The organism is Enterococcus sp. AZ079, from assembly GCF_050547255.1.
Taxonomy (GTDB): domain Bacteria; phylum Bacillota; class Bacilli; order Lactobacillales; family Enterococcaceae; genus Enterococcus_D; species Enterococcus_D casseliflavus.
In genome coordinates this window covers 594,742-620,185 of record NZ_CP172955.1, presented here as the reverse complement: position 1 = coordinate 620,185, position 25,444 = coordinate 594,742, and the positions used below count along the sequence as shown (strand labels likewise).

The 25,444-nt window shown below is 38.4% G+C and carries 21 protein-coding genes and 1 pseudogene; 3 read left to right on the top strand and 19 right to left on the bottom strand.

What is annotated here, in order from left to right:
• Nucleotides 1–19 precede the first annotated feature (19 nt).
• The 8 genes and pseudogenes from IGJ15_RS02985 to IGJ15_RS02950 all read right to left on the bottom strand — a co-directional run bounded on the left by IGJ15_RS02985 (nucleotide 20) and on the right by IGJ15_RS02950 (nucleotide 10,915).
• Nucleotides 20–907: a MurR/RpiR family transcriptional regulator gene (locus IGJ15_RS02985; protein WP_231434909.1), complete on the bottom strand. Its 888-nt coding sequence runs from the start codon at nucleotides 905–907 to the stop codon at nucleotides 20–22.
• A 125-nt stretch (nucleotides 908–1,032) separates the two neighbouring features.
• Nucleotides 1,033–2,211 carry an MFS transporter gene (locus IGJ15_RS02980; RefSeq protein WP_221692699.1) on the bottom strand — a complete coding sequence of 393 codons (1,179 nt, stop codon included), beginning with the start codon at nucleotides 2,209–2,211 and terminating at the stop codon, nucleotides 1,033–1,035.
• 290 nt (nucleotides 2,212–2,501) lie between these two features.
• Nucleotides 2,502–4,259 carry a 1-deoxy-D-xylulose-5-phosphate synthase gene (locus IGJ15_RS02975; RefSeq protein WP_221692700.1) on the bottom strand — a complete coding sequence of 586 codons (1,758 nt, stop codon included), beginning with the start codon at nucleotides 4,257–4,259 and terminating at the stop codon, nucleotides 2,502–2,504.
• A gap of 1,037 nt (nucleotides 4,260–5,296) precedes the next feature.
• Nucleotides 5,297–7,195, bottom strand: a complete 1,899-nt coding sequence (locus tag IGJ15_RS02970) for a hypothetical protein (protein WP_270286513.1) — start codon at nucleotides 7,193–7,195, stop codon at nucleotides 5,297–5,299.
• Between the two features lie 109 nt (nucleotides 7,196–7,304).
• Nucleotides 7,305–7,648: pseudogene (locus IGJ15_RS02965) on the bottom strand (hypothetical protein); the annotation flags it as partial.
• 439 nt (nucleotides 7,649–8,087) lie between these two features.
• Nucleotides 8,088–9,278: a site-specific integrase gene (locus IGJ15_RS02960; RefSeq protein WP_270286512.1), complete on the bottom strand. Its 1,191-nt coding sequence runs from the start codon at nucleotides 9,276–9,278 to the stop codon at nucleotides 8,088–8,090.
• A gap of 59 nt (nucleotides 9,279–9,337) precedes the next feature.
• The gene (locus tag IGJ15_RS02955; protein WP_270286511.1) at nucleotides 9,338–9,541 is read right to left on the bottom strand and encodes a DUF3173 domain-containing protein; all 204 of its coding nucleotides are present in this window, start codon (nucleotides 9,539–9,541) and stop codon (nucleotides 9,338–9,340) included.
• Nucleotides 9,542–9,682: 141 nt separating this feature from the next.
• The gene (locus IGJ15_RS02950) at nucleotides 9,683–10,915 is read right to left on the bottom strand and encodes a replication initiation factor domain-containing protein (RefSeq protein WP_430599275.1); all 1,233 of its coding nucleotides are present in this window, start codon (nucleotides 10,913–10,915) and stop codon (nucleotides 9,683–9,685) included.
• A gap of 161 nt (nucleotides 10,916–11,076) precedes the next feature.
• On the opposite strand from IGJ15_RS02950, the gene IGJ15_RS02945 reads away from it, so the two are divergent.
• The gene (locus IGJ15_RS02945) at nucleotides 11,077–11,889 is read left to right on the top strand and encodes a helix-turn-helix domain-containing protein (protein ID WP_270286509.1); all 813 of its coding nucleotides are present in this window, start codon (nucleotides 11,077–11,079) and stop codon (nucleotides 11,887–11,889) included.
• Nucleotides 11,890–12,670: 781 nt separating this feature from the next.
• Here the strand turns inward: IGJ15_RS02945 and IGJ15_RS02940 are convergent.
• The 11 genes from IGJ15_RS02940 to IGJ15_RS02890 all read right to left on the bottom strand — a co-directional run bounded on the left by IGJ15_RS02940 (nucleotide 12,671) and on the right by IGJ15_RS02890 (nucleotide 23,292).
• Nucleotides 12,671–14,179 carry a glycoside hydrolase family 1 protein gene (locus IGJ15_RS02940; protein WP_270286508.1) on the bottom strand — a complete coding sequence of 503 codons (1,509 nt, stop codon included), beginning with the start codon at nucleotides 14,177–14,179 and terminating at the stop codon, nucleotides 12,671–12,673.
• A gap of 23 nt (nucleotides 14,180–14,202) precedes the next feature.
• The gene (locus IGJ15_RS02935; protein ID WP_270286507.1) at nucleotides 14,203–15,495 is read right to left on the bottom strand and encodes a PTS sugar transporter subunit IIC; all 1,293 of its coding nucleotides are present in this window, start codon (nucleotides 15,493–15,495) and stop codon (nucleotides 14,203–14,205) included.
• Between the two features lies 1 nt (nucleotide 15,496).
• A complete protein-coding gene (locus IGJ15_RS02930; protein ID WP_270286506.1) occupies nucleotides 15,497–15,802 on the bottom strand; it encodes a PTS sugar transporter subunit IIB in 306 nt (101 codons plus the stop codon).
• Nucleotides 15,803–15,804: 2 nt separating this feature from the next.
• Nucleotides 15,805–16,140, bottom strand: coding sequence for a PTS lactose/cellobiose transporter subunit IIA (locus IGJ15_RS02925; RefSeq protein ID WP_270286505.1), 336 nt, complete (start codon nucleotides 16,138–16,140; stop codon nucleotides 15,805–15,807).
• A gap of 173 nt (nucleotides 16,141–16,313) precedes the next feature.
• Nucleotides 16,314–16,634: a PTS sugar transporter subunit IIB gene (locus IGJ15_RS02920; RefSeq protein WP_270286504.1), complete on the bottom strand. Its 321-nt coding sequence runs from the start codon at nucleotides 16,632–16,634 to the stop codon at nucleotides 16,314–16,316.
• Between the two features lie 15 nt (nucleotides 16,635–16,649).
• Complete coding sequence (locus IGJ15_RS02915; protein WP_430599272.1) at nucleotides 16,650–18,587, bottom strand: BglG family transcription antiterminator; 1,938 nt, start codon at nucleotides 18,585–18,587, stop codon at nucleotides 16,650–16,652.
• Between the two features lie 332 nt (nucleotides 18,588–18,919).
• A complete protein-coding gene (locus IGJ15_RS02910) occupies nucleotides 18,920–19,993 on the bottom strand; it encodes an ABC transporter substrate-binding protein (protein ID WP_074933293.1) in 1,074 nt (357 codons plus the stop codon).
• Entirely contained in the window at nucleotides 19,990–20,826 is an 837-nt protein-coding gene (locus IGJ15_RS02905) for an ABC transporter permease (protein WP_005228535.1), read from the bottom strand. Before IGJ15_RS02905 ends, IGJ15_RS02910 begins: the two co-directional genes overlap by 4 nt.
• The gene (locus IGJ15_RS02900) at nucleotides 20,823–21,632 is read right to left on the bottom strand and encodes an ABC transporter permease (protein ID WP_010749878.1); all 810 of its coding nucleotides are present in this window, start codon (nucleotides 21,630–21,632) and stop codon (nucleotides 20,823–20,825) included. The genes IGJ15_RS02905 and IGJ15_RS02900 overlap by 4 nt, the downstream gene beginning before the upstream one ends.
• Nucleotides 21,633–21,644: 12 nt before the next feature.
• Nucleotides 21,645–22,733, bottom strand: a complete 1,089-nt coding sequence (locus IGJ15_RS02895; RefSeq protein WP_005234156.1) for an ABC transporter ATP-binding protein — start codon at nucleotides 22,731–22,733, stop codon at nucleotides 21,645–21,647.
• A 16-nt stretch (nucleotides 22,734–22,749) separates the two neighbouring features.
• The gene (locus IGJ15_RS02890) at nucleotides 22,750–23,292 is read right to left on the bottom strand and encodes a helix-turn-helix domain-containing protein (protein ID WP_015510239.1); all 543 of its coding nucleotides are present in this window, start codon (nucleotides 23,290–23,292) and stop codon (nucleotides 22,750–22,752) included.
• A 386-nt stretch (nucleotides 23,293–23,678) separates the two neighbouring features.
• Here IGJ15_RS02890 and IGJ15_RS02885 point away from each other — a divergent pair, with 386 nt between their 5' ends.
• Together IGJ15_RS02885 and coaB are read left to right on the top strand one after the other, a co-directional pair.
• Nucleotides 23,679–24,668: an acryloyl-CoA reductase gene (locus IGJ15_RS02885; protein WP_060791398.1), complete on the top strand. Its 990-nt coding sequence runs from the start codon at nucleotides 23,679–23,681 to the stop codon at nucleotides 24,666–24,668.
• Nucleotides 24,665–25,414: a phosphopantothenate--cysteine ligase gene (gene coaB / locus IGJ15_RS02880; protein WP_086295677.1), complete on the top strand. Its 750-nt coding sequence runs from the start codon at nucleotides 24,665–24,667 to the stop codon at nucleotides 25,412–25,414. The genes IGJ15_RS02885 and coaB overlap by 4 nt, the downstream gene beginning before the upstream one ends.
• Nucleotides 25,415–25,444 lie beyond the last annotated feature (30 nt).

Below are 25,444 nucleotides of genomic sequence, written 5' to 3'. Positions count from 1 at the left end.
CGTTTTTGGTGTGGTCCTTTTATTCTTCTGCCATCTCTTTAAACGTCGTTTTGCGGCTCGTTTCTAAATAACGAGCGTTGCTGATTTTCATTTGGATATTCTCCTGATAATCGAGGGAAAAAATCTGAGCAAACAAAACCGTCAAAAGGAATTGAATCGATTCTTCTGTGGAAAAATTTCCGATTTTAGAATATAGTTTTTCTCGGCTAGCAATCGTCAAGACGATCGTCGAATAGTCCCGCAAATAGTTGTCCCCACCACTCGTAAGACTGATAATTGGCACACCATTTTTCAGCAATGTTTTCACATTTTTCATAGGATAGGTCTCTGAATTATTGCCAGAATAAGAGATAAGAATGGCACAATCCTGCGGGGTAAGCGTTTGGGAGATCAAGCCCGCTTCGTCCGTATCCGCAACAAAGGCTTTTTTATGAATCGTGTTTAAGTTGCGTTTAAACAGCTGCCCGAAATACGAATTTGGACTACGCCCATAGATGACGATGGTTTGAGCGCCATTGATGAGTCGAGCGGCTTGATTCAGGTCTTTTACCGTCATAAGTGCCGCTGTTTCTTTAATCGTCTGCATGCGTAAGTTCGCCAAGTTTTCAATGATTTCTAATGTGTCTGCCGCCTCACCAAAAGGGATATTCACATCGATCGTTGCTGAGCCATCATCAAAGTGTGCCAGTTCATGCACGAAGGCATACACAAATTCTTTCCAACCGGAAAAGCCAAAATATTTTGCAAAACGGACTAACGTCGGCTTTGAGGTATGGGTCAGTTTTGCGATTTCTTCCATAGTATACTCACTGACTTTTTCCCGATTGCCTAGTAAAAAATCACCGATCGTCCTTCTTGCATCATTTTGTTTAAACGCTGCTTCTTCAATTTTTTGAAAAAGATACATCTGGTTCTCCCTTCTGATTGCTGCTGTTAGTTTTACACGTCCCATTCATTCACGTTTCTTTCTATCTAAAAGCACTGAAAGTGATGAATTGAAGACAGAAAAGCGTGGAGCACGCCAGCGTATGCCTACCCTCGTTCAAAATACAAAAAGAATTTATTTCCCAAAAGGGCGATCATACCAATCAGACATAGCATGCCCCCTGATAAGATCATCTGTATCCCTGCTGTTTCATTGCCGCTGACTAGTATCAGCAAGCGTGATGCATAAGGTGCTAACGTGACTCCTAAATTGTAAGCAACGATCGAGACGATCGTGCCAAACTTAGCTTCCGCTTCACCACCAGTCGTCAGCAAGTGGGTGAAAAAAGGCATGATGCTGCGAAAGGCAAAGCCTAGTAGTAAAGAACAACCCAAGAGCAGCCCCACCGTCTGCAAGGGATAGGTTAAATAGATGCTGCTTCCTGCAAGCAATGCCGCAACGGGCAGCAACCAGCGATGTAGGCGGCTATATATCAAGCCAAAGGCATTGCCTGCGATAAATGCCCCCGTCGCAATGGCGGCGATCATGTTACTGCCATCGGTCGCATCACCGATTCCTTTTTCCAACAACAACGGGGTGATCTGCAGATTGTAGTTGATAAACAAGACAACGATCAGAAACAAGAGCACACCCAAAACAAATGACTTTTGTTTCCGTTCTGTTGAAACCGTGACGTTCGCTATCAGAGCCTCATCAGTGATCCCTTTTGTTTCGTTGGGAATAAATACCTGAACAAAAAAGAGACTGATCAAGGCAAAGCCATAAACGAAGAAAGAGATCTCCCAACTGATCTTCACTAGCTGTCCTACCAGCAAAGTCATAAAGATACCGCCTAAACCACCGACGGCACTTTCTAACCCAAGAGCCTTGGCTTTCTTTTGCGGCTCATTTTGAAACAACAAACTAATCATTTGAATCGCCAAACGATTGAATAAGCCGATCCCAAAGCCAAGAATCGCGCGCGAAAGAAACAAGACGGGAAAGCTCCCCTGATACCATGCCGGCAGCGTGCCAAAAATCGCCACAATGACCAAGCCGGTGACCATCGTGTATTTTTTGCCGATCCTTTTTTCGATCATGCTAGTAGTAAAAATCCCTAGCAAAAGAAACAATGACGGAATCGTGGTCAGTAACCCGACGTAGACCGCATCTACTTCTGGAAAGCTTGCCGCAATCGCGGGAACATTGGCAGAAATCGCCGGTGCCGAATAGACGACCATTGCCACCGACAACAGTGCCAGCAACTTCATTGAAAAAAATTTCATAGTTACCCCTTTTCTTTTTACAAAATACTTTTTTTGTTTCTCTGAGCTCAACCGGATAAGACACCAAAGCAATCTTTTCCTACCTCTTTATTATTTGCTGGATCGCCAGCTTTTGACCAATGCTTCCTACGCTGAGGCTTTATGCTTGAAAAGCATTGGTTTTCTGCATTTGCTGGAGATCGTCACCGATTGTTTGCGAAAAAACCTTGCAGTTTGTTTTACTGCAAGGTTTCCTTCGATCATTCATTTTTTAACAATCCTATCAGCCACACAAGACACCCTAAGAGAACTTATTTCTGCAGCTGTTCTATGACATCTTTCGTAATTGCCTCAGCAGTGATACCAAGTTCGGATAAAACGTCCGCTGCTCGGTAGTTATCATAAAATTTCTTTTCTAAGCCATAGTTTTTGACGGCAATCTCACGATCACCAAGATAGCTGGCAATCATTTGTCCATAGCCGCCCTCTCGTATGCCGTCTTCCAACGTGACAACGAGTTTATGCGCTCGTGCCACAGCATCCAGCAACTCTTTGTCGACCCCTGAAATAAACTTAGGATTGATCACCGTTGGGGTAATTCCATGTTGCATTTTCAATTGTTCTGCGATCTCTTCCGCTAGCGCATAAAAGTTTCCGACCCCGACGATGGCTACCTGCGTGCCAGCTTGAGTCACCTCATTTTTTTGATCGCTGTAGTCAGTAGAGGCTGCTCGTACCGTTTCGTTGACAGGTCCAACCGGTACCCGGATCGCAACTGGAGCGTTGGTTTGTTCCAGCGACCAATCCAACATTGCTAGATATTCTTCTTTAGAGGTTGGCGCAAGATAAACAAGGTTGGGAATATGTGCCAAAAAGGGGATATCAAAAATTCCCAAATGGCTCTCGTCATTCATTCCATGAATCGATGCACCGTATACCAGAATCGTTCCAGGCAGATGATTTAAGGCCAAATCATGGGAAATTTGATCAAAACTACGTTGCATAAAGGTAGAAAAAACGGCCCAGACAGGTTTCGCTCCATTTTTTGCTAACCCAGCAACCATCGATACCGCATGTTCTTCTGCAATACCCACATCTACAAATTGTTTACCTGCTTTTTCTCGTTGTTCTGGAGAAAAAAGCAGCATCGGTGTACCAGCATTTACTGCCACGACTGTAGGATCTGTCGCCATTTTTTCTAATAAATAATCCGTCGTTAAGCTGTTGTAGGTTACTTGATTGCCCCCAACAGAAATATATTCGCCTGTTTCTAAACGAAAGGGACCGCCTGCATGAAACTTTTCACGATTTTCTTCCGCAAACTTGAAGCCTTTGCCTTTGATCGTATGAATGTGTAATAAAACAGGATGATCAATGTCTTTCACTTTTTCAAATAAACCAATCAATGCAGCGAGGTCATGTCCTTCATCTAAATAGTGGTACTCAAAACCAATCGCTTTGAACAGATTGTCTGCTGCTTGCCCCTTGGTTTCCCGTAATGCCCGCAAATTCTGATACATCCCTCCATGGTTTTCCGCGATCGATTGGTCATTGTCGTTGAGGATCACGATAGTATTGGTGCCTAATTCCACAATATTGTTCAAGCCTTCAAACGCTAAGCCACCTGATAGAGAACCATCGCCAATGACGGCAACGACGTTATACGTTTCATTTTTTAGGTCACGGGCTTTCGCCACACCATTTGCCAACGAAACTGAGGTGGAGGTATGACCGACCGTAAAGAGATCGTGCTCGCTTTCTTTCGGATTCGTGTAACCAGAAACCGCATCATACTGCATAGCATCAAGAAAGGCATGGGCGCGTCCCGTCAGCATTTTGTGGATATAGGTCTGATGAGACACATCAAAAATCAGCTTATCGGTGGGGGAATCAAAGACTTTATGCAACGCGATCGTCATCTCGACCATCCCCAGATTGGGGCCATTGTGCCCCCCATGGTGACTGATTTTTTCCAATAAAGCAGTTCGTGCTTCTACTACCAGTTCTTGAAGTTGCCCACTGGTCAATTCTTTTAACGCTTTGGGGCTTTTGATTTTTTCTAATAACATGTACGTACCTCCTGTAAAAATGTTTGAATGGTTCGTGTGTTTACTCACAAGGAAAAAGACACGAAGTCGAAATGAGTGGATCGTTTTCTGGAATGAAAAAAGCGGCAATCGGAGCTGGACGCTCTTTTTTAAATTCCTGTCAAACCGTGAAATAGCAAGTTATCCTAAAGGGAAATCGTAATTTTTCTGAGTTTCAACAATCGCTGCTCATTTCTTCTATCTAAAAAGATACCACCTAGAGTTGACTTTAGGTCAAGTGGTTTTTGAAACATTTTGAATAAAACGAGGTTGATTTTTTCTAATTATTGAAACAATTGCAGGTTTATTCTCTATAAATTTTCTTTTCTAATACATATTCCTAGAGGTTCATTTGATATGTCATAGTAAATTATAAAAAAACTGCCATTAAACAGGATCCATTCCCTGCTTAATGGCAGTTTGCTTATTTCCGATACATCTTCAACAGGAGCAACTCAACCAAAAACACTGGTACAAAAGCTTTTGTCTATCTTCTGGTAGCGCAGTGGAAAACTCAGACTAGTAATAAATCGTCATTTTTTGAAAGAATAGCGCCCTCTTGAACATTATCAATCGCATTTACCACTTGCTGATATGATTTCACATATACTCGAGTAATCAATTGAGCGGAGGTATTCGAATTGCCCTGTTGATTTGTTCAAAAGAAACAGCCTCTTATTCAATACACAGAGGTCAATCAATATCTACATCTCTATCTACCATTCACTATGGAACGCTTGTTAAACGTAGCGTATTCTCAATCAACCTAAGGTGACAAATTTTATATACGTGTGACAACTCCCTGTTAGATACGAGCGGGAGTTTACATTTTGTGGCAGAAAAACACTGCCACCTTCAAATAATCATGGTGGGACTGTTTGCTTCGCACAGTCCCGCCATGATTATTCAGAAAAAATATTTTCAAAAATTTGTGAACTAATTTTTAAAGTAAAGAAACTTAAATAGATAAGGGAGTGTTTATAAAAAATGTTCTACACTTAGTAATGTATTAATCTACGTTAATCATCTTTGTCAATGAGATCCGCATAATAAGGATCGTCTCCATAAGGTACTATTTTGATATACCCTTGCGCATTTTCACCAACCGTACAAATTGCCCCACATTTCAAGCAAATGCCGTCTCCTGGTTCTTGACTTTTATCCATCATCTCAAAATATGATTCCTCAGTAGTAACCGTACCATAATCCCCACAGTATGGGCATTCTCCTTCAATCAGAAGGTCGGGTTCGCCTTCTGTACCACGAATATAATTTTTAGAATCCTCTTTTATCATTTCTAAATAATTGGGAATCATTTCGTTGGGATTACTAGTCATTTCATCAACATAATGTTCCAATAGATTCGTGTATAATTCGTCCTCTGTAACCGGCATAAATATGTTACTTTCAGGATCTAATTGGTATCCACCATTTATATAAGTCACCAATATTTCTTTTTCAGAATCTTGACTTTCAGCAAGTAATTTGACGAAGCTTTCAGAACTTTGTTCATCATTAATGGAGACTTCAGCTACTCGTATTGTATAATGCTTATCTTTCAGATATTTGTGCTGTGCCTGAATCAAGATAATTCCTGAGGGATCATCAGAAAAAGAGTTATTTAGAACAATCTCTGCATCGTTTAAATCAAGAACATTATATAACTCATCAATATTTGAGTTTATCGCATCCATAAAAATGGTGAGGATAGCTGGACGTTCTCTAACGTTCACCCCTGCTTCCATCTGTGCCATTAACTTGTATTCTTCTTCTTTCTGTTTAGTAAATTCATCGTCAAGAACCTCAATTTCTTCAGGAGTCAGGTCCCAATCAACTTCATTATCATTGGTATTATCAACTATTGTAGTAGATTCTTCCGGGAGATGAGCAGAGTCATCGATGAAATAAACTGCTCTCTCTTTGGTCACTACATCTCTATTTCGCAGAAACTCATCCATACTCATTATGAGGGAGTCAAAAAGATTACTAGATTTAAGATAAAATTTAATATCTAACAGTTTCGTGTGGGCTATATGGTTTCGATACGACGTGGCCTGTCCCCATCTGTTTTTAAAGCGTCTGTCACCCCCATCAATATCCAGTATTTTAAAATATTCCTCATGCAAAGAAAAGCCAGAATCTTTTTCAATCAGGCCACCTTCTACAAGAAGTTGAACTACCTTGTCAGCCGTACTCGTTTTATCAAGAAGCGCACTAACCATTTTGCTGAGCTGATCTTTGACAAACTGTGAATCATTTGCTTTTGATCCAATGGTATATTTTGCAGGTTCAATAAGTTCAAGCAATTGATCAGTTAATAGACCCAAAAGTCGTGCATCTACAAAGGAGTAATCAGTTATATCTTGCTTAAACGCACCTTGTTTTTTATTTAATGAATAGGCCACATCATATTTTCGTAGCCAATCGGGACCAAGCTCTCTGCTTAGCACACTATCAAGAATCTCTCTAAATTTATTTTCTAATTCATAAACAAGGCTAAATAACGCTTCAGAGATTTTTTTTGCCTGAAAATCTTCATAAACCACAATCCTGGAGAAATACTTGACTCCGTTTTCCCTAAGAAAAAATTTCATCAGTTTAAATTTAAACTTTTCAAAATTGTTGTTATCATCATTGTCAATTATTGAAAAATCTAACAGCTTATCATCGACTTCCAAACACCCATCGAGAAATTGAACAAATCCATTTCCATTGGGTACAACTCTCTGAGAAAATTCAACAGTCCCAACATGAAGGTTGGGAAATCCTGATTTAACCATAATCGGGTAATATCTCGCTTCGTCCACTGAATTGTATGATTCGTTCAAATAGAAATAATCATCTTTCAATATTTCGACCAGTCTTTGGAGATTGACATTTACTTGCTCGTGGGTGGTACATTGAAAACGTAATTTCATGAAAAGAGTTCCTCCAACAATTTATTTCAATTTCCAATAATTATAACGCAAATTATCAGTTGAAAGAACCATTGTTGCTACACAATGGTTCTTTCATCATAAATCATAATCATCTGAGAAAACATAGTTTACTATAATTACTATGATAAACCCCATTCATTCTAGACTTCCAAGCCCCATTTTCATCTTGAACATTTAAAGGATGCTCTTTAACAAGGCTCAAAATAACTTGAAATAACTCATGTCCTTTGGGTACTAGTGGCGTACAAAACTCACTGATCACACTGATACCGGTATCGATATAACCGCGACCTTTTACTTGCTTGAGAAAAAAACTTTGTTTATCTCATCAAGGATCATCTGATAACCCACCTCACTCATCCGACCCAGTGCCACCCAAAAATTAAACTGATCCCGAATCCCATCGCCCTAGTATTTTGCATCAGGTCTTTGTAGGCGCGCTGAAGTGGCTAAAGCTTGATCCGTTAGCATGCTTACCTTCAAGATCGTAGTATGCTTAATCACTATATTTGACTGAAACTTGTTCCGAGCTATTAATATCAGTCATCGCAATTAATGGGCTGATAACTGAAAAAGAACCTATGCTAGTAGAATAGCTTTAGCACAGATTTCTATTTTCTTCTTAGTATTTATTTTCATTCGCTACTCCTTTCAATAAAAAACCACCAAAAGATGGTGGTAGTGTGCCTATCAACTTTAACGGCTATTCTGTGGAAGAAAAATTAATATCATTTTTACAGGTTGGCTCACTCGAAGATTGCTGGTTTAATCCCATTCTTATCGAGTTTTACTATTACTTCCTGTACATTTTCAAAATGAAAGCTTTCGTACATTAGCTAGTAGAATTGCGTAAAACTTAAACTACTAATGATCATCTATCAATTCCAACTATAATAACATCATCTTGAACTTCATCAATTGCACTTACCACTTGTTGATCTGACTTCGCATATAAGTGACCGTAAGTTCCTAAAGTGATTTGAATGTTTGCATGACCCAATCGCTCTTGAATAGATAGCGGTTGAATATTCTGCTCAATCAGAAATGCAACATGAGAATGTCGTAGCGCGTGAAGTTTAATCGGTTTGACACCCGCTTTTTTAGCAGCTTCTTTTAACCAGTTCGAAAAAGAATAAGGTGGCGTAAAGGTTCCGTCCAACTGAGCAACATATTCAAAATTTCCAATACGTTTTTGCAAGTCATACCACTGTCTGAGCTTTAAGGAAAGCTTCTTCCCCATCCCAATCGTTCGATAAGCGCATTTAGTTTTGGGAGTCGAAAAGTACCAATCGTCTTTTGTATTATAAATCAATGTATTCTCAATCGTTATCGTGTTTTTCTCGAAATCTACATTTGACCAAGACAAAGCTTCAAGTTCTCCAATCCGAATGCCAGTATAAAATAGCATTTCATACACAATCTTCCGATGGTGGGTTTGAATCTTATCATCCTTCAATTCATTCATCACTTTTAGAAACTCACTGTGTTCCCAAAACTCAACTTTCTTATTCTCAGAAGGAAGCGAAGAAACATCTTCAACGGGATTTTTAGCAATCACCCCCTCTTTAATAGCCCGATCCAATACAATTTTTAGGTGCCCTCGAATCCGATTGATATAAGATTTTGATAACGTTTCGCCATTGACTTTTTTCCGTGAATTACGTGACTCTGTCTGGCTTAGTTCAAATAACCAATCCTCAATATCGTGACTTGTAATATCTCGAACACGAAAATGATAGAAAAACTGCATACGCTTTTCGAAAATGAATTGCGCATTCTCATATGTTTGACTTTTGACCTGTCTCTCGTACCATTTTACAAACCTATCCTTGTAAAACTCTTCGAAAGTCATTTGATTGGTAGAACACAGTTGATTAGGAATCGTCTTGTTAAAATCATGTGTTTCCATGTACTTGTCATAAGCAATTTTGGCATCTTTTTGTGAAGCATAACCTCGTTTAGTCTTCTGAACCTTTCTTCCATTTTCATCTATACCTAGATATGCTCGGAAGAACCATTTTTTTGTCTTTTTATCTTGGTAAATATTTTTAATTTTTGGCATCGTTCCATTCCTCCCTGTACTTGAGAAAAGCTACTTTAATAGTACCGAGCTTGTACTGTTTATTCCGCAACTTGAATGTGAAAAAGATGTTCAATTACTCGAGATGGCACCACACCAACTTGGCGATTATTATAAAAATCAATACCTTCAACCCTTGCAAGATACGCCTTGCTCTCTTTAATCATTCGTGCAGCTTGACTAGGTTTAAAGCCCATTTCTATCAGAATTGCACGATTTACCATGAAATCACATTTTGTTTCCAATCTCTCACCTCCTGATTCTTTACTCCTTTTAAAATAATCCTCTTTATAATCAATTGTTTATCATTCGATGGGTGTGTTATACTCGTCTTGTCGAGGCGGAGTACGTTGCACAACTTGTTGTGTAAGCAGTACTTTGCTTTTTTAGTAGCTTGTTTTCTCATTTGATATACTTTGTAATTTTCGTTCATAATACTCAACCTCCTCCTGATAATACTCCGGGTCTGCCTTCATATTTTGGAGAAGTTTGATCTGTCTTGGATTCATTTCTCCTTGTTCAATAATCAAAGGCAACAAGGAAGAATGAAATGTTTGATCGACCTGTGCAATAAAAACTAATGATGGTGAAACACCATGAATTAACCAACTCATGGTTTTCTCAAAACTTTGAGGAATTGTATCTAAAGAAATGGTGATTGCGCCATAATTGCTAATAAAGGCTGCCCATTTGGCATCAACTTTTGCAACTGGATCATTTGGATCACGGTCATAAAAACAAATTGCTCCATTAAGTAACTCAAAGAACAGTTTGGTTAAATCATGGGTTTTTGAAATAATCTTTGCCAAGCTTTGCGCTTTCTCTTTTCGATACCGTAGTTCAAAGCGATTTTTTACTTCTGCTTCTTCTAAAGGAATTCCTCGTCGCTTTCGTTGTTCATAATCCTTCTGATAAAAACAAAAGCGACACTGACTCTTCTTTGAGCCTAAATACAATGTTTCGCCATTTGATTCATTATTTATAATATCCGTACCACCATGGGATTCACTCACTTGAAAAGTGGTCCACACATGGCCTAGTGTTACCTTACGCTTAAGTTCTGGAATGCTGAGACTCCCCACAAAATCATCTAAAGTAAAATCAATCCGTGTAAAATTTCCCTGATAGTCTAATACCTTACGGAAGAACTCTTGCCAATTTGATTTTGCGGTCTTCAAACGCATGGCAAGATGTTTACAGCCTTGACCTGAAAACTCCATCACAGTTCCTTTTACCGTATCTTCAATAGAGTACCGAATCGTAATTACTTGATTCCATACGTACTGCCCGGTATATCCTTTTGGCGCATAATCCAGTTCCTCAAAACGTTCAATGGGCATTTCAATGATCTCTTCAATTAGCTTTAAATGTTGATTCGAGAAAAAGTGTATGGTTAGATAGTCAATCAAAACGCGATTAACTGGAACGATCTCTTCTCGCAAACTATCCAATACGAGATTCAGTTTTTCTTCACTTAATTGTCTCGTTCCTTTTTCTACTTTCGATAATAACGATCTCGAAATCCCAACTTTTTCTGCCAAAAATCGTTGTGTCCACCCCCTTTCTTCTCGAGAAAGTCGAATGGCTTCCCCGAGATCATGTTGATTAACTTGATTCATAGAAAACCCTCCTTTTACTATTTGTTTGTCAAAGAACTTTCGCACTTATTTTAAGTACATACCAATTGTACGCCTGTATTTATTTTAAGTCAATACATTTTGACTTTTTTTAAGTACACATGTATACTAAATTTAAGAACTTATCATGAGGAGGATTTTTCATGGAGATAGACAAGCAAGCCGTGGGCAATCGAATTCGACAGATTCGCCAAGAGCTAAAGTTGAGTATGGAGAAATTTGGCAAACTAATTGGTGATTTACCGCGAAGTACAGTCAATAACTGGGAGCGTGGGATTAACCTTCCAAAAACCGAAACCCTTCATCAAATCGCAGAGGTAGGTCATGTCACCAATGAATATCTTTTATATGGTGAGCGAGAAAACCAATACATTTTAGAAATGCTTCAAAAAAAGGCAGGTAAGCTTGATCCTAAGATTGAAGGACTGATAGTAGACAAACTAAAACAAGCAAGTCTTGTTAGTGAAAAAGAAATGGATCGAATGATTGAATTTTTTATTACAAATCTCATTCCACCAACTGAACAAGATCAGTTTACTTTCCAATGTATCGACGAGAAAAAGCGGCTTTACCTTGGTTCAACCAATTTTGGTAAAGAAGCTCAGCTCTATTTACACCATGATAATCAAAACCATATTCTGCACATGATGCCCTTTACCTTCTCCAACTTTAGTGTGGATCGCTTACTCGTCTATTTAGCAAATCAAGAATCCTATTCCTATTTTGGAAAGCAATTGCCCAAGAAACTAGTTGAAAAAGCCATCCTCCTATACTCAATAAATCAATTGACCGGCGATATTCAAATTACCCCGTTGGTCTATTCAAAAGAAACCGCTTCTTATCAGTACACAGAGGCCAATCAATACTTACTAGAACAACAATATCTTTATTTACCATTTGCAATGGAAATCGAGAAAGAACACCTGTTAAATGTAGCGTATCCATCATCAAAATAAGGTGACAAGTTTTATAAGCACGTGACAAAGAAAATACTGCTAGGACACTCCCCAATGGGTAGTTGTCACAGTTTCCTGTTCTTTGTTAGCCCCCTGTTAGAACCGGGGGCTTTATTCATGCAGTCCGGCTACGCCTTCCTGCAATAGACAAAACTCCAGATCGGGTAATTCGCTTGTGGCGAAACCCGACCTGGAGTTTGTCTTTCTATTTTGAATCATAAAAATTAATCAAACTGACTGATATCTCCGTAATCAACGTGAAAAAGCCATTAAGTCCAGCTTCCCTACTTATTTTTGATGACTCTCTGATTAGTTCATTTTACTTTTCCGAAAAGGATAAGTGATTTGTTAAATCTGTACACATCTCAACCTTCAGAAGTGTTTACTATATATTTTATCAGAACATGTCATACAAATTATCGGTACATTCTCAAATTCTAATTATTTGATTGATTTCAATCGAGGAGCAGTTACTTCTGGAGGAAATTTCCATTTTGTCCAAAACTCTCCCCTACTCAGTAACTTTTTTTCTAAAATACTCCATTGGTTAGATAAATCACTATAGATAGCAATGTATTCAAAAAAACAATGGCTCAAAACCAAATCACGATTAGTACCAATAATTAGAAAATTATAAGGCAATTCAAGTAATTAGATAAAAATAAAAAACCTAATCATCTATTAATGATGATTAGGCTTCACTATTTCACTCATTTTGTGACATATGACTAGTAATCGTCAACTCTGTAAACGGATAAGAACAGTCAAACTAATTTTAAGACTAGAAGTCCAAATTATTTCCATTAGAATCAATTACATTCTTATACCAGTAAAATGAATCTTTCTTGATTCTTTTTAGTGTTCCTTTGCCTTTATCATCTAAATCAACATATACATATCCATATCTCTTTTTCATTTCACCAGTACCAGCAGAAACGATATCAATGCATCCCCAAGATGTATAGCCAAGTAAAACGACTTTGTCAATTTCTACTGCTTTTTTCATTTCTTCAATGTGACGTTTTAAATAGTTAATTCGATCCACATCATGAATGCTTCCATCTAATTCAATTGTATCAGTAGTTCCCATCCCATTTTCTACTATAAATAATGGTTTTTGATAACGATCATAAAGCTCATTTAATACAAATCGTAACCCAATTGGATCTATCGGCCATCCCCAAGGAGTAAGTTCTAAATAAGGGTTTGCAGAGGCTTGTTGCCCCCCCGTTGTAGTTGTGTTCGGCGAGTTACGATCGAAAGCAGTTGTTCGGTAATAAGAAAATGCAAGATAATCTGAAGTATTCTCTTCAAGTAATTTCTTATCTTCTGGTTCAACTTTCAACTCAAAATTATATTCATCGAAAATAGCTTGAGTATAATTTGGATACTTTCCTCTACAGGTAACATCACAAAACATCAATGCTTTTCTTCTAAATTCGTAAGCCCCGAAAACATCTTCTGGATGACATGTGGCAGGATAAATACCTGATAAAGCACACATTGTTCCTAATACAAAATTAGGATTAATATTACGGGCTAATTTATTTGCTTTTGCACTTGCTACTAATAAGTGGTGAATAGATTGAAACTTAATTCCACCATCTGCCAGTGGTATTTCCCCTTGATTAGAATGCGCTCTGTCCTTTCTATTATTTGAAGCCAATCCTAATGTCCAGTACCCTCCAAGAACATTGATTTCATTTACTGTGATCCAATAAGTAACCTTATCTTTCCATCGTTCAAATAAAGTTTCAGCAAAATTTAAATAAAAATCAATTAGTTTCCTGTTAATCCAACCTCCATATTTAGTAGCTAAATTTAAAGGCATATCAAAATGTAAAATAGTAACTAAAGGTTCAATATCATATTTTTTCAATTCATCAATAACATTATCATAAAATTCTAGACCTTTTTCGTTAGGTACCGTATCATCTCCATTAGGAAAAATTCTAGTCCATGAAATTGAAAGACGATATGTTTTAAATCCCATTTCCGCCATCAGAGCAATATCTTCTTTGTAATGATGATAAAAATCGGTCGCCTGATGACTGGGATAATAATACCCTTCTTTTAAAAAGCCTTCATAGCCAAAGGGAATACACTCTCCTTGCTGAATTGAAATCTCATCACCATATTTATTTTTGCAATATATTCGACGAGGTGATTCTTTCGTACCGTCTGTCATTAAATCGTGAACAGCAATACCTCTTCCATCCTCATTCCAACCACCTTCATATTGATTAGCAGCAGTTGCTCCACCCCATAAAAAATTTTTAGGAAACGCCATTTGCTCACTCCCAATTCTTCTTATTATTCTGTTATTGATTCAACATTCTTTTCACTGTTTGACATCAAGACGAATGGTGTCCAAGTGAAAAATGTTACTATTATGATAACGGCTTGAACAATAATCCCTTTCCAGCCAAAACCAATAAATGCATTTATAAAAAGCGGAAGTCCTGGTGGAACATCAAAAATTCCTGCATTTATAAAGCCAATATTAGTAGCGAATAATGCAATTCCAGCTGCAATTGCAGAATTAAATATGAATGGAACAGCAAAAATTGGATTTAGTACTAAAGGTAGACCAAATACTATTGGTTCGTTTATTCCACATAATCCAGGCAAAATCGACAATTTAGAAATAGCTTTATGATCCTCACGTTTTGAGAATTTTAGAATTGCGAGAATCAAAGATATCGTTATTCCTCCTCCTCCAGCTACTACAAAGCAAGTCCAAAAACCTCTAGTCACTGGATTTAGTGCAATACCGCCTGCGTTAACTGCTGCAATATTTTCTGCTATAGCTGCTGCAGAAAGCGGACCTCTAATTGGTTCGATTACCATACCACCATGTACTCCTAAAAACCAGAACAATTGGTTTACAATTGCCATCAGTATAGCTCCAACTGGAGATTGAAACGCCGCTTGTAACGGGGTTTGTACAATAGCATAAATCCATTCATTTAAATAGCTATCTGTAAATAAATAGAAAATATTTCCGAACACTGCCGTAATAATAAGGATAATAAATATTGGAATAAGGGTATTAAAAGAAACTGCAATACCATGTGGAACAGAATTTGGTAATTTAATTTTAATAGCTTCGATAGACATCAACTTCTTTAAAAACTGCGTTGAAATAATTGCCATAATCATACCAATAAATAATCCCTGAGCGCCAATCACACTAGACCCAAGTCCAACAACAGTGTTTTCGGCTTCTTCAACTAAAACAGGTATTGTTGACGGACATACAAGCAAATAAGATGCTAAGGCACAGATACCAGAAATAAATTCTGGCATCTCTTGCTTTTTAGCCAAATTCATCGCAATCAGAAAAACTATTGGGATAGTCATACATGAGACTGTAACAAAATTTATCATAGAAAATGCTGGAGATAAATTAGTAAGCCATGGAATCCATTGTGCTAAACCGTTTTCTCCCGCTACCAGAGTATTTAGCAATGTACCGAAAGACCCAATAATGATAAATGGAACAAAATCTGTAAACGCACTTCTAATTGCACCTAAGTACTTATTCTCGTCTACTAAAGCAGCTACATCTAATAATTTATCTTGTATCTTTTCAAATGCGCTCATTTTAATTCCCCTTCATCAGTGTTTCGGCTTGTGCTAATACTTTTTTTCCATCACACATACCATACGCAGTTGGATCAATAACAGCAACTTTCCCCTGATCACCAACTAATTTATTAATTCTTTTTTGAATATGCCGAATTTGTGGTCCCAATAACAAAACATCAAAATTACCCAATTCATCTTGAACTTCACCTTGTTCTACAGCCCAAATTTTATAATCTTTTCCTTCTTCAATTGCAGCTTCTTGCATTTTACTTACTACTAAACTTGTTGACATTCCAGCATTACAAGCTAACATAATTCTCATAACTATTGTTCCTCCTTTAATTTAGAAAAACTATTTAACATTTCATAGATATTAATAAATTCTTGTGCTTGATCTAGCATCAATGTAGCCATCGTTAAATGGTCTTGAGCATGAATCAAGATTACATCGACATTCACTTCCTCTCCTTTAGCTTGTTTTTGAATCATATCCGTTTGCATTTGATGAGCTAATCTTAAATCTTCACTGGCTTCTTCGATCAAACTCTTAGCCTCAATAAAATTAAACTCTCTGGCTGATTCAATAGCCATTATAGACTTTGATTTGGAATTCCCTGCATTGAGTATTAATCCAAATGATACTGCATAGCTTTCGTCCATAAAAACTCTCCTTTTATATAGTATTCTTTCTACTCTTTAAGAATAAACTCTATGAACTTCTAATTCCATTTCGTCTTTTTCCACAATCAATGTGGAAGTTTCGAAAGTCAGAATTAAAAAAGTTTTAGTGAAGATAAAAGAATTTTCTTCACTAAAACTTTTTTAATTTAAAATTATTTTCTTTTATGATAGTAATTTTCAAATTCATATTCTACAACACTTAATACCCCTTTACCATCCAAACGACCATAATAACTTGGTGGTATCATGATAATGGGTATTTGACCTCCAAACTCATTAGTCAATCTTTTTAAAGTGTGCTTTACCTGAGGACCTAGAAGTAAAATGTCGCACTTATTTAATTCTTTTCCGACCTTTTCAATATCAATGCACCATATTGTATTCTTCTTGTTTTGCTTTGTACTTTCTTGCCTCATTATTTCAGCCAATAGACTTGTAGACATGCCTGCATTACACGCTAATAAAATATTCAATCGATTTCACCTCTTTCAATCTATGTTTTCCTCAATACTCCTTAAGAGTTCAATCATAAAATGGAAGCTTTTTGTTTGGATTATTTCCCTTATATAATTATTATTTACCAAAAGCTTACTCGTTACTTTATAAAATGTCATCAGATCCCTATCAGTATTAGTTTCCATCGATGTCATATATATAAGCTGTACCTTTTTTTTATCCCATGTTATTGGTTTTTTTAAAATACACACGCAAACAAATGTATCATTTGACATTGCTCTATATGGGTGTGGTATTGCTAATAAATTTCCAAACTCTGTAGTTGCTTGATTTTCTCTTTTTATGATAGAATCATAAAATTCATCCGTTATATCAGAGCGTACTTTTTTAATCTCATCAACCATATATCTAATAACTTCTTCTTTGGTGGAAACTTCGATATTTTTAAAAAAAAGATCAGACGAAAAATACTTTTCTATAAAACTCTTCCCACTATTTGTTAAAAATCTTTGAACCTTTTTTATATCCGTTTCTCCCATTAATGACTTTATTTCTAAAATTGGGACAGGTATTTCTACATCTAAAGGAACGGTAGTTACTACATAATCAATTTTACTGAAATCCTGGTTTTTAACACTTAATACATCACTAGTATAAATATTTTTTAAATATTTACCAAAATTTTCTTTAAATCTAAAAAGAAGTAGTTGAGCAGTACCTCTACCTGTACCGCAAACAATTAAAATACTTTTCTTTTCAATATTGCTCTTCTTTCTTTCCAATGCTAAATTAAAATGTAGAGCAAAGTATGCTATTTCTTCCTCTTCAATACTTTTATTAAAGTGTTTTCGTAATATATCACTGGCAGCAACTGCTAAATTGAAAGCAAATGTATATTGTGTCTTTATATCTTTTAACAATGGATTACGTAAAATTAAATCATGCTTCATTCGCACATTAAACGGAATCAGATGAAGAGCTAACATCATCCTTAAGTCAAAATCATCATTAAAATCAATATAATAAATATCCTTCACCTCATTCAGCATCAATGAGACCATTTCATTAATTTCATCCGTTATGACTATATTATGGTTTAAATTATCTATTCCAACTGTTCTTTTAGCTTCAAGATGAATAGCAATATAAGCAATTTCTTCTTCACTTTTTTTTGGAGAAAACTGAAATTCCTTATAGACACTCTCCATTATTCTTTTCGAAATATAGAATTCCTTTTTTCGCTTAAGTAAAACTAGTTGTTTTTCAGATATTTGTGCATAATGTTGTTCAGCAACTCTTTTCAAAGAGAATAAAATATGAAACACTAAATTATGATAAGAAATATCAGTAATTTGAAAATCAACCTCTTCAAATACTTGATCTAAAATACTCTTGATTATAATAATATTATTTCTTTCTTCTCTAGTTATTATATCTTGATCAAAAAATTTTGCATTCTGATCGGTAACTATACTAACTAGACATAGCCGAATGTCAAATTCATCCCCCTTAATTCGCATCCCATAATTAGGCTTTGATTCAATTTTCAAATTGTATTTAGTGAAGTAATTCCTCACCTCTTTCAAATCCTTTGAAAGGCTAGATTGAGATATATAGAGTTCTTCACATAGCTCCTCAAGTTTTATCCAATGTTTCGCTTCCAGTAAAGTAATTATAATATATCGAATACGTTCATCGGGAGTTGATGGTACTCCATCATCTGGTGATAATTGTAGTGATGTCAAAAACTTTAAATATAAATCTTTGTTATGAATAACTAAACGACATCCAGATTTAGGTTTCATTTCTATACTAGCGTCAAAAACATTCAATTTTTTATTTATCTCTTTGATCTCATTTAGGACTGTTTTACTACTTAAGCCCAGTGCGACAGACAACTTTTCAGAGCTGATGTACTCAGACTGAGATAACTTCTTAAGAATGCTGACCGTTCTCTCATGATTCATCATTTCACACCACCTTCTATTAATTGTATCATTTACATGATAATCACTCCATGTAGTCTTTTTCTATAATAAAAAAGGAAATTTCTTGAAATAAGCGTAAAAGAGATATACTTCCGGCTATTTTTCTGTTTACTTAACTACCTTAAAACCAAAAGAATCTAAACTGATTTCACCACTTTTCTCTGGTAGTAAAACGTGGTAGAAAAAATAAAATAACATAAAAAAAGCGGCTTTTCAGCCACTTTTGGTAGAAGATTGGAAAACTCAGATAGAAAAAGGATGATTTTTAGCTCTTTAGAACGTTGATAAATCCCCATTCTTACTGAGTTTTAACACTATTTCCGATACATCTTCAATTCCAAGAACAAATCATTATAGATGCCCAGATACTCAGCACCTAAGTTTTCATAGACTTCGAGGTGTTCCATTAATTCATCGGATGGATAGAATTGTTCGTCTTCGGTGATCTCGTCAGGCAGTAATGCCATGGCTGCTTGGTTAGGTGTGGAATAGCCGATGTATTCTGCGTTTTGTGCAGCGTTCTCGGGTTCCAGCATAAAGTTCAAGAAGGCGTAGGCGCCGGCTTCGTTTTGTGAGGTCTTAGGAATGACCATATTATCAAACCACAGGTTGGAGCCTTCCGAAGGGATCACGTAATGAATGTGCTCGTTTTCGTACATCATGTCGGCTGCTTCCCCAGAAAATGTGACCGCAACCGATGCTTCTTCATTTGCCATGTACATCTTGATTTCATCTGCGACGATGGCTTTGATGTTTGGGGTCATGGTCCGTAGCTTATTGAATGCCTCTTGCAGCTGATCGTCGTCTTTACTGTTTAGAGAATAGCCTAAGCTGTCCAAACCTAATCCCATCACTTCACGCGCGCCATCGATCAGCATGATGCTATTTGCTAATTCGGGTTTCCAAAGATCGTCCCATTGGGTGATCTCACCTTCATCAAAGAATTTATCGTTATAGACGATCCCCAGTGTTCCCCAGAAATAAGGGATGGAATATTGATTGCCAGGATCAAAACTCAAGTCCAAAAAGCGAGGGTCGATATTGTCTAACCCTTTGATTTTACTGTGATCCAATGGTTTTAAAAGATTTTGTTCCATCATTTTCTCAATCATGTATTCACTCGGTATGGCGATGTCATAGGACGTACCGCCTTGTTGGATCTTCGTGAACATCGCTTCATTTGAGTCAAAGGTTTCATAATTGACTTTGTAGCCTGTCTCTTCTTCAAACTTACTGATCAAATCAGGGTCGATGTAGTCGCCCCAGTTGTAGATGTTGACGACCTCAGCGCCTGCCATACCAGAGGAGCGTTCCAATTCACGGACACCAAAGAGCAAGATCAGGACGATCGCAACAATACCGATAATCAGAGATTGTAGTCGTTTCATCGCAGATTTGCCACCTCCACACGGCGGTTTTTACGCAATTTCTTCGCGCCGTTTTCTTTACTGATAAAGTAATAGCCTACCACCAGGATCATGGAGAATAAGAAGACAAGTGTACTTAATGCATTGATTTCTAAACTGATTCCTTGACGTGCTCTAGAATAGATCTCTACCGATAAGGTACTAAAGCCATTGCCTGTCACAAAGAATGTCACGGCAAAATCATCGAGTGAATAAGTAAAGGCCATGAAATAGCCGGCGATGATGCCCGGTGTCAAGAAAGGCAAAATGATATTTTTAATGACTTGAAAATTATTCGCGCCTAAATCACGGGCAGCATCGATCATTGAATCGTTCATCTCTTGCAGTTTCGGCAAGACCATCAAGACCACGATCGGGATACTAAAGGCGATATGCGAAAGCAATACGCTGAAAAAGCCTAAGCTAAACCCACGGAACAAGTTGCCGATCATCGTAAAGAAAATCAAGAAGCTGGCACCAATGATGACATCTGGTGAAACCAACAAAATATTATTCAAACTCAACAATGCCGTTCTCGTTCGACGTTTGCGGGTATAGTAGATGCCCATCGCTCCAAATGTGCCGATGATCGTTGCCAGTAATGCTGATAAAAATGCCAGCATAAAGGTGTTCAACACGATGATCATCAAGCGGGTATCTTGAAAGACGGATTGGTAATGTTCAAAAGTGAAACCCGTAAAAGCATTCATGGTGCCTCCTTCATTGAAGGAATAGAAAATCAAATAAAAGATCGGCACGTACAAAAGAATAAAGACGACGATCAGATAAAGATTCGACCAGCGAAATTTTTTCATTTACGTTGCCCTCCTTTTTTCTTTTCTCCCGTAAACAGCATCACGAGGAACATGGCGATGATCAAAATGACGCCGATGGTCGAACCCATGCCCCAGTTTTGGGTAACGAGAAAGTGCTGCTCGATCGCCGTACCAAGCGTGATCACGCGATTGCCCCCAATCAAACGGGTCAACATGAAGAGGGAGAGCGACGGAATGAAGACGGCTTGGACGCCGCTTTTCACCCCGTTTAACGACAGAGGGAAAATCACTCGTCGAAACGTATCATAGCTGTTTGCCCCTAAATCGCGACTGGCACTGATCAAAGAGGGATTCATTTCTTCTAAGGCATTAAAAATCGGCATGATCATAAAGGGCAGTTCGATATAGACGGCAACCGTCAAAAAGCTAAAGTCGGTAAACAAAATCTGCTTTGGTCCAACACCCATGATTTCTAGGAAGTTGTTGACACTGCCATGAATGCCGAAAATCCCAATAAACGCATAGGCTTTTAACAATAAGTTGACCCACGTTGGTAAGATGATCAACAGCAGCCACAAATCTTTGTGACGCAGCTTAGTTAAGAAATAGGCTGTCGGGTAGCTGATCACTAAGGTAATCACGGTGATCAAAAAGGCATACCAAACCGAGTTTAAGGTCATGATCAAATATTTGCCAGAACCTAAGTAGCTTTGATAATTGACCAGCGAAAAGTTGCCGTTCATATCAAAAAAGGATTGGTAGATGATCAATAGGACTGGTGCAATAACAAATAGCAATAACCAAAAGACATAGGGTATCGCATAAAAACGACGCATTTTCGTCATTAGCTTTCCCTCCTAATCTTCGTAGCTCTCTAAACGAGCATCAAAATCTTCTTCGGACTCATTGAAACGCATGACGTGGATATCTTCTGGTTCAAAGGAAAGACCGATCTTGCTTCCTTCAGTGGCTTTTCTTGTAGAGTGAACCATCCATTCGTTGCCTTGTTCATCGTAACAAATGATTTCGTAATGCACGCCTCGGAACAATTGCGTGTCTACTTCAACGACCAGCTTGCCTTTTTCAACGGTCGTCAAATTCAAATCTTCTGGACGGATCACGATCTCAACGGCTTCATTCGGCCGCATCCCGCCATCGACACATTCAAATTGCTTGCCGACAAACTCCACTAAGTTGTCTTCGATCATCGTACCTGTGACGATGTTGCTTTCACCGACAAAATCCGCCACGAAATGGTTGATTGGTTCATCGTAAATATCCACTGGTGTGCCGCTTTGGACGATCTTCCCTTTGTTCATAACGAAAATCTCATCACTCATCGCCAACGCTTCTTCTTGGTCATGGGTGACAAAAATAAAGGTGATGCCTAGTCGCTGCTGCAATTCCCGCAGCTCGTATTGCATGTCAGTTCGCAATTTCAAGTCCAATGCGGACAATGGTTCATCAAGAAGCAATACTTTGGGCTCATTGACGATCGCTCGTGCGATTGCGACCCGTTGACGTTGGCCTCCTGACATTTCGCTGATTTCACGATTCTCATAACCAGGAAGTTGTACTAGCCGCAACGCTTCTAAGACTTTTTTATTCACTTCATCTTTTGGTAATTTTTTGATTCGCAGACCAAATGCCACATTTTCAAAAACGTTCATATGTGGGAATAAGGCGTAATCTTGAAAGACAGTATTCACTTGCCGTTGATTGGCAGGAACGTCATTGATTCTTTGTCCATCAAAATAAACGTCGCCTTCTGTTGCGTCCGAAAAACCCGCAATGATGCGTAAGATGGTTGTTTTTCCACAACCTGAAGGACCTAACAATGTATAAAAGCGACCTTCTTCAATATCAAAACTCACTTTTTTCAAAACTGTTTCATCATCATCAAATCGCTTCACCACATTGTTGAATGAAATTATTGTTTTTCCCACACTCTTTCCTCCTGTACTATAAATAAGAATCTGTCACGACTACAAGCACACGGCTTTTTTTGCCCGCAATATTTTTTAATTGATGCGGCTCAGTCGCCTGATAATAAATCGATTGGCCTTTACGAGCCTTGTACTGCGTTTCTCCTAGTGTCAAGGCCACACTGCCCTCTAAGACATAGATAAATGTTTCTGCTAACGATGGTTCAAAGGTCTTGTATTCGCCCGCTTTATCAAAGGTCAGCAAGACTGGCTCCATTTCTTTTTCATTGGAATCGGGAATCAGCCACTTCAATTCATAGCCATTTTCTTCATCATAATAAAGCGTGCTGTCTTCTTCGCGATAAACCACTTGATGCTGCGCATTTTCTTCTCGGAAAAATTCCTCTGGTGTCACGCCTAAAACTTCTAAGATCGTAAAAAAAGTTTCCATAGAAGGCGAACTCAAATCACGTTCCAACTGTGAGATATAGCCTTTCGTCAAATCGGTCCGCTCGCCTAATTCTTCTTGGGTCAAATTCTTTTGAACGCGCAAATTGCGCAGCTTCTCGCCAATCTCCATGTTCATTCCCCCTTTGATTGACACAACTTCAAATAAAAAAGTTTGCTATAAGTAAACTTCATGTTTAATTTCACTTTTTCTAGTATACAAATAATTGCAAAAAACACAAGCCTTTTTTCTTCATTTTTTTGAATTCTTTTCTCCCTGATCAAAAAAAGGAGTGACGCTAAACGCTTGTGTTATAAAGGAAACGATTGGTGGTCCCGGCATTTTCGCTTTTTAAAGGTTTAAAAGAACAACTTCTATTTTAACGAAGAAAAGGTAGATTTAATAATGATCTGTTTTTGCTGATTTTTTGATAAGAAGACCTGCCTTTTCTTGCTTCACTGGTTAAAAAAATAAAACTTATGGTATTATGAGTACAAACCATCAAAGGAGTGTCTGAAATGACGAATTTCTCTACCTTTCGTGTCATGAATGAACCAAATTTTACTGCTTCACTCACAACTGCAACCCTTGACGAGCTGCCAGCAGGCGATGTGCTTGTCCGTGTTGATTACTCAGATGTCAATTACAAAGATGCCTTGGCAGCAAAAGAAAATGGCGGCGTGATCCGCACGTATCCGATGACGCCGGGAATCGATTTAGCAGGGGAAGTCGTGGACAGTCAGTCTGCTGATTTTGCCCCAGGCGACCAAGTCTTAGTGACAGGTTATGGCTTAGGGGTTTCTCACCCAGGCGGTTACAGTCAATTTCAACGGGTCCCAGCCGAGTGGCTCGTGAAACGTTCTGCTGGTTTTTCAGCAAAAGACAGTATGACCTATGGCACTGCTGGGTTCACAGCAGCTTTAGCGGTGCAAGAATTAGAACAGCTGCACTTAGCAAAAGACGCTGCTATTTTGGTGACAGGCGCTAGCGGTGGCGTCGGCAGTGTCAGCATTGCTTTATTGAAAAAACTGGGCTATACAAATATAGTGGCGCTATCTCGGAAAACCGATGCGCAATGGTTGTTGGACCTAGGCGCAGCGAAAATCGTCAGTCCTGATGACGTGGTACCAGAAAAGGACAAACCATTAGCAAAACAAACGTTTGCAGCGGTCATCGATACAGTTGGCGGTCCATTGCTTGCGGCAGTGCTTCCGCAAATCGCTTATGGGGGCGGTGCCTTCTTATGCGGCAATGCTGGTGGAATCAAAATCGAAACGACTGTCTTACCATTTATTTTGCGTGGGATTCGCGTAATTGGGATCGATTCGGTCAATGTTTCCCATGAGATCCGCACGGCATTATGGGAGAAATTAGCGGGTGAGTGGAATGTGATCGATCAGCTTTACACGAAAGCCATCACTTTGGAAGACTTGCCAGAAACGTTGGCAGCTTTATTAGCAGGCACGCACCAAGGACGGACGATCGTTGAGGTGTCACAAGCGCAATGAGAATTTTGATTACGGCTGGCGGTACTTCCGAAAAAATCGATGATGTCCGTGCAATCACGAATCATTCCACGGGCTCACTTGGTCAAGCCATTGCCAAGGAATGGCTGCAATACCCTGAGGTGGCCATCGATTACGTTACGACGAAAACTGCCAAACAACCTCCGACCGATCCATGCGTTACCTGTCATTTCATTGAAGGGACCACGGACTTGTTGACGCAGTTGACCGATTTATTGACGACCCATTCGTATGCTGCTGTGATCCACAGTATGGCAGTCAGTGATTTCACCCCTGCTGCTCATTTTTCAGAAGCAGCGTTTTATGAAGCAATCAACGATGCCCTACCAGCTTATGACAACCAGGTCACTCCGGCATTGATGGCACACGTGCTCTCACAATCTGAATCAACGGCAGGCAAAGTTTCTTCCAATACTGATCATTTGTTTTTAGTGTTGAAGAAAACCCCGAAAGTGATCCAAACCATCAAAGCATTACAGCCGACAACCTTATTAGTCGGATTCAAATTATTAGTAGACGTAGCGGAAGCCGAGTTGTTTGCGGTCGCACGAAAAAGTCTGCTGGCTAGCCAAGCGGATTATGTGTTGGCCAACGACTTGACGCAAATTTCTGGAAACCAGCATGTCGGACACCTTTTGACACAAGAAGGACAAATCGGGACTGGCCGCACAAAAGCTGAGATCGCAACCTTGATCGTTGACACATTACGCAATGACCTGCGTGCTTAGCTAGATGTTTTTTAGAAAAGGAGAAAGAAA

Bases quoted from the DNA above. Each gene is read 5' to 3' on its own strand.
- coaB (WP_086295677.1), top strand. From the start codon at position 24,665: ATGAGAATTTTGATTACGGCTGGCGGTACTTCCGAAAAAATCGATGAT.
- IGJ15_RS02900 (WP_010749878.1), bottom strand. From the start codon at position 21,632: ATGACGAAAATGCGTCGTTTTTATGCGATACCCTATGTCTTTTGGTTA.
- IGJ15_RS02985 (WP_231434909.1), bottom strand. From the start codon at position 907: ATGTATCTTTTTCAAAAAATTGAAGAAGCAGCGTTTAAACAAAATGAT.
- IGJ15_RS02940 (WP_270286508.1), bottom strand. From the start codon at position 14,179: ATGGCGTTTCCTAAAAATTTTTTATGGGGTGGAGCAACTGCTGCTAAT.
- IGJ15_RS02885 (WP_060791398.1), top strand. From the start codon at position 23,679: ATGACGAATTTCTCTACCTTTCGTGTCATGAATGAACCAAATTTTACT.
- IGJ15_RS02975 (WP_221692700.1), bottom strand. From the start codon at position 4,259: ATGTTATTAGAAAAAATCAAAAGCCCCAAAGCGTTAAAAGAATTGACC.
- IGJ15_RS02980 (WP_221692699.1), bottom strand. From the start codon at position 2,211: ATGAAATTTTTTTCAATGAAGTTGCTGGCACTGTTGTCGGTGGCAATG.
- IGJ15_RS02935 (WP_270286507.1), bottom strand. From the start codon at position 15,495: ATGAGCGCATTTGAAAAGATACAAGATAAATTATTAGATGTAGCTGCT.
- IGJ15_RS02960 (WP_270286512.1), bottom strand. From the start codon at position 9,278: ATGCCAAAAATTAAAAATATTTACCAAGATAAAAAGACAAAAAAATGG.
- IGJ15_RS02905 (WP_005228535.1), bottom strand. From the start codon at position 20,826: ATGAAAAAATTTCGCTGGTCGAATCTTTATCTGATCGTCGTCTTTATT.
- IGJ15_RS02890 (WP_015510239.1), bottom strand. From the start codon at position 23,292: ATGGAGATTGGCGAGAAGCTGCGCAATTTGCGCGTTCAAAAGAATTTG.
- IGJ15_RS02910 (WP_074933293.1), bottom strand. From the start codon at position 19,993: ATGAAACGACTACAATCTCTGATTATCGGTATTGTTGCGATCGTCCTG.
- IGJ15_RS02915 (WP_430599272.1), bottom strand. From the start codon at position 18,587: ATGATGAATCATGAGAGAACGGTCAGCATTCTTAAGAAGTTATCTCAG.
- IGJ15_RS02945 (WP_270286509.1), top strand. From the start codon at position 11,077: ATGGAGATAGACAAGCAAGCCGTGGGCAATCGAATTCGACAGATTCGC.
- IGJ15_RS02970 (WP_270286513.1), bottom strand. From the start codon at position 7,195: ATGAAATTACGTTTTCAATGTACCACCCACGAGCAAGTAAATGTCAAT.
- IGJ15_RS02930 (WP_270286506.1), bottom strand. From the start codon at position 15,802: ATGAGAATTATGTTAGCTTGTAATGCTGGAATGTCAACAAGTTTAGTA.
- IGJ15_RS02925 (WP_270286505.1), bottom strand. From the start codon at position 16,140: ATGGACGAAAGCTATGCAGTATCATTTGGATTAATACTCAATGCAGGG.
- IGJ15_RS02950 (WP_430599275.1), bottom strand. From the start codon at position 10,915: ATGAATCAAGTTAATCAACATGATCTCGGGGAAGCCATTCGACTTTCT.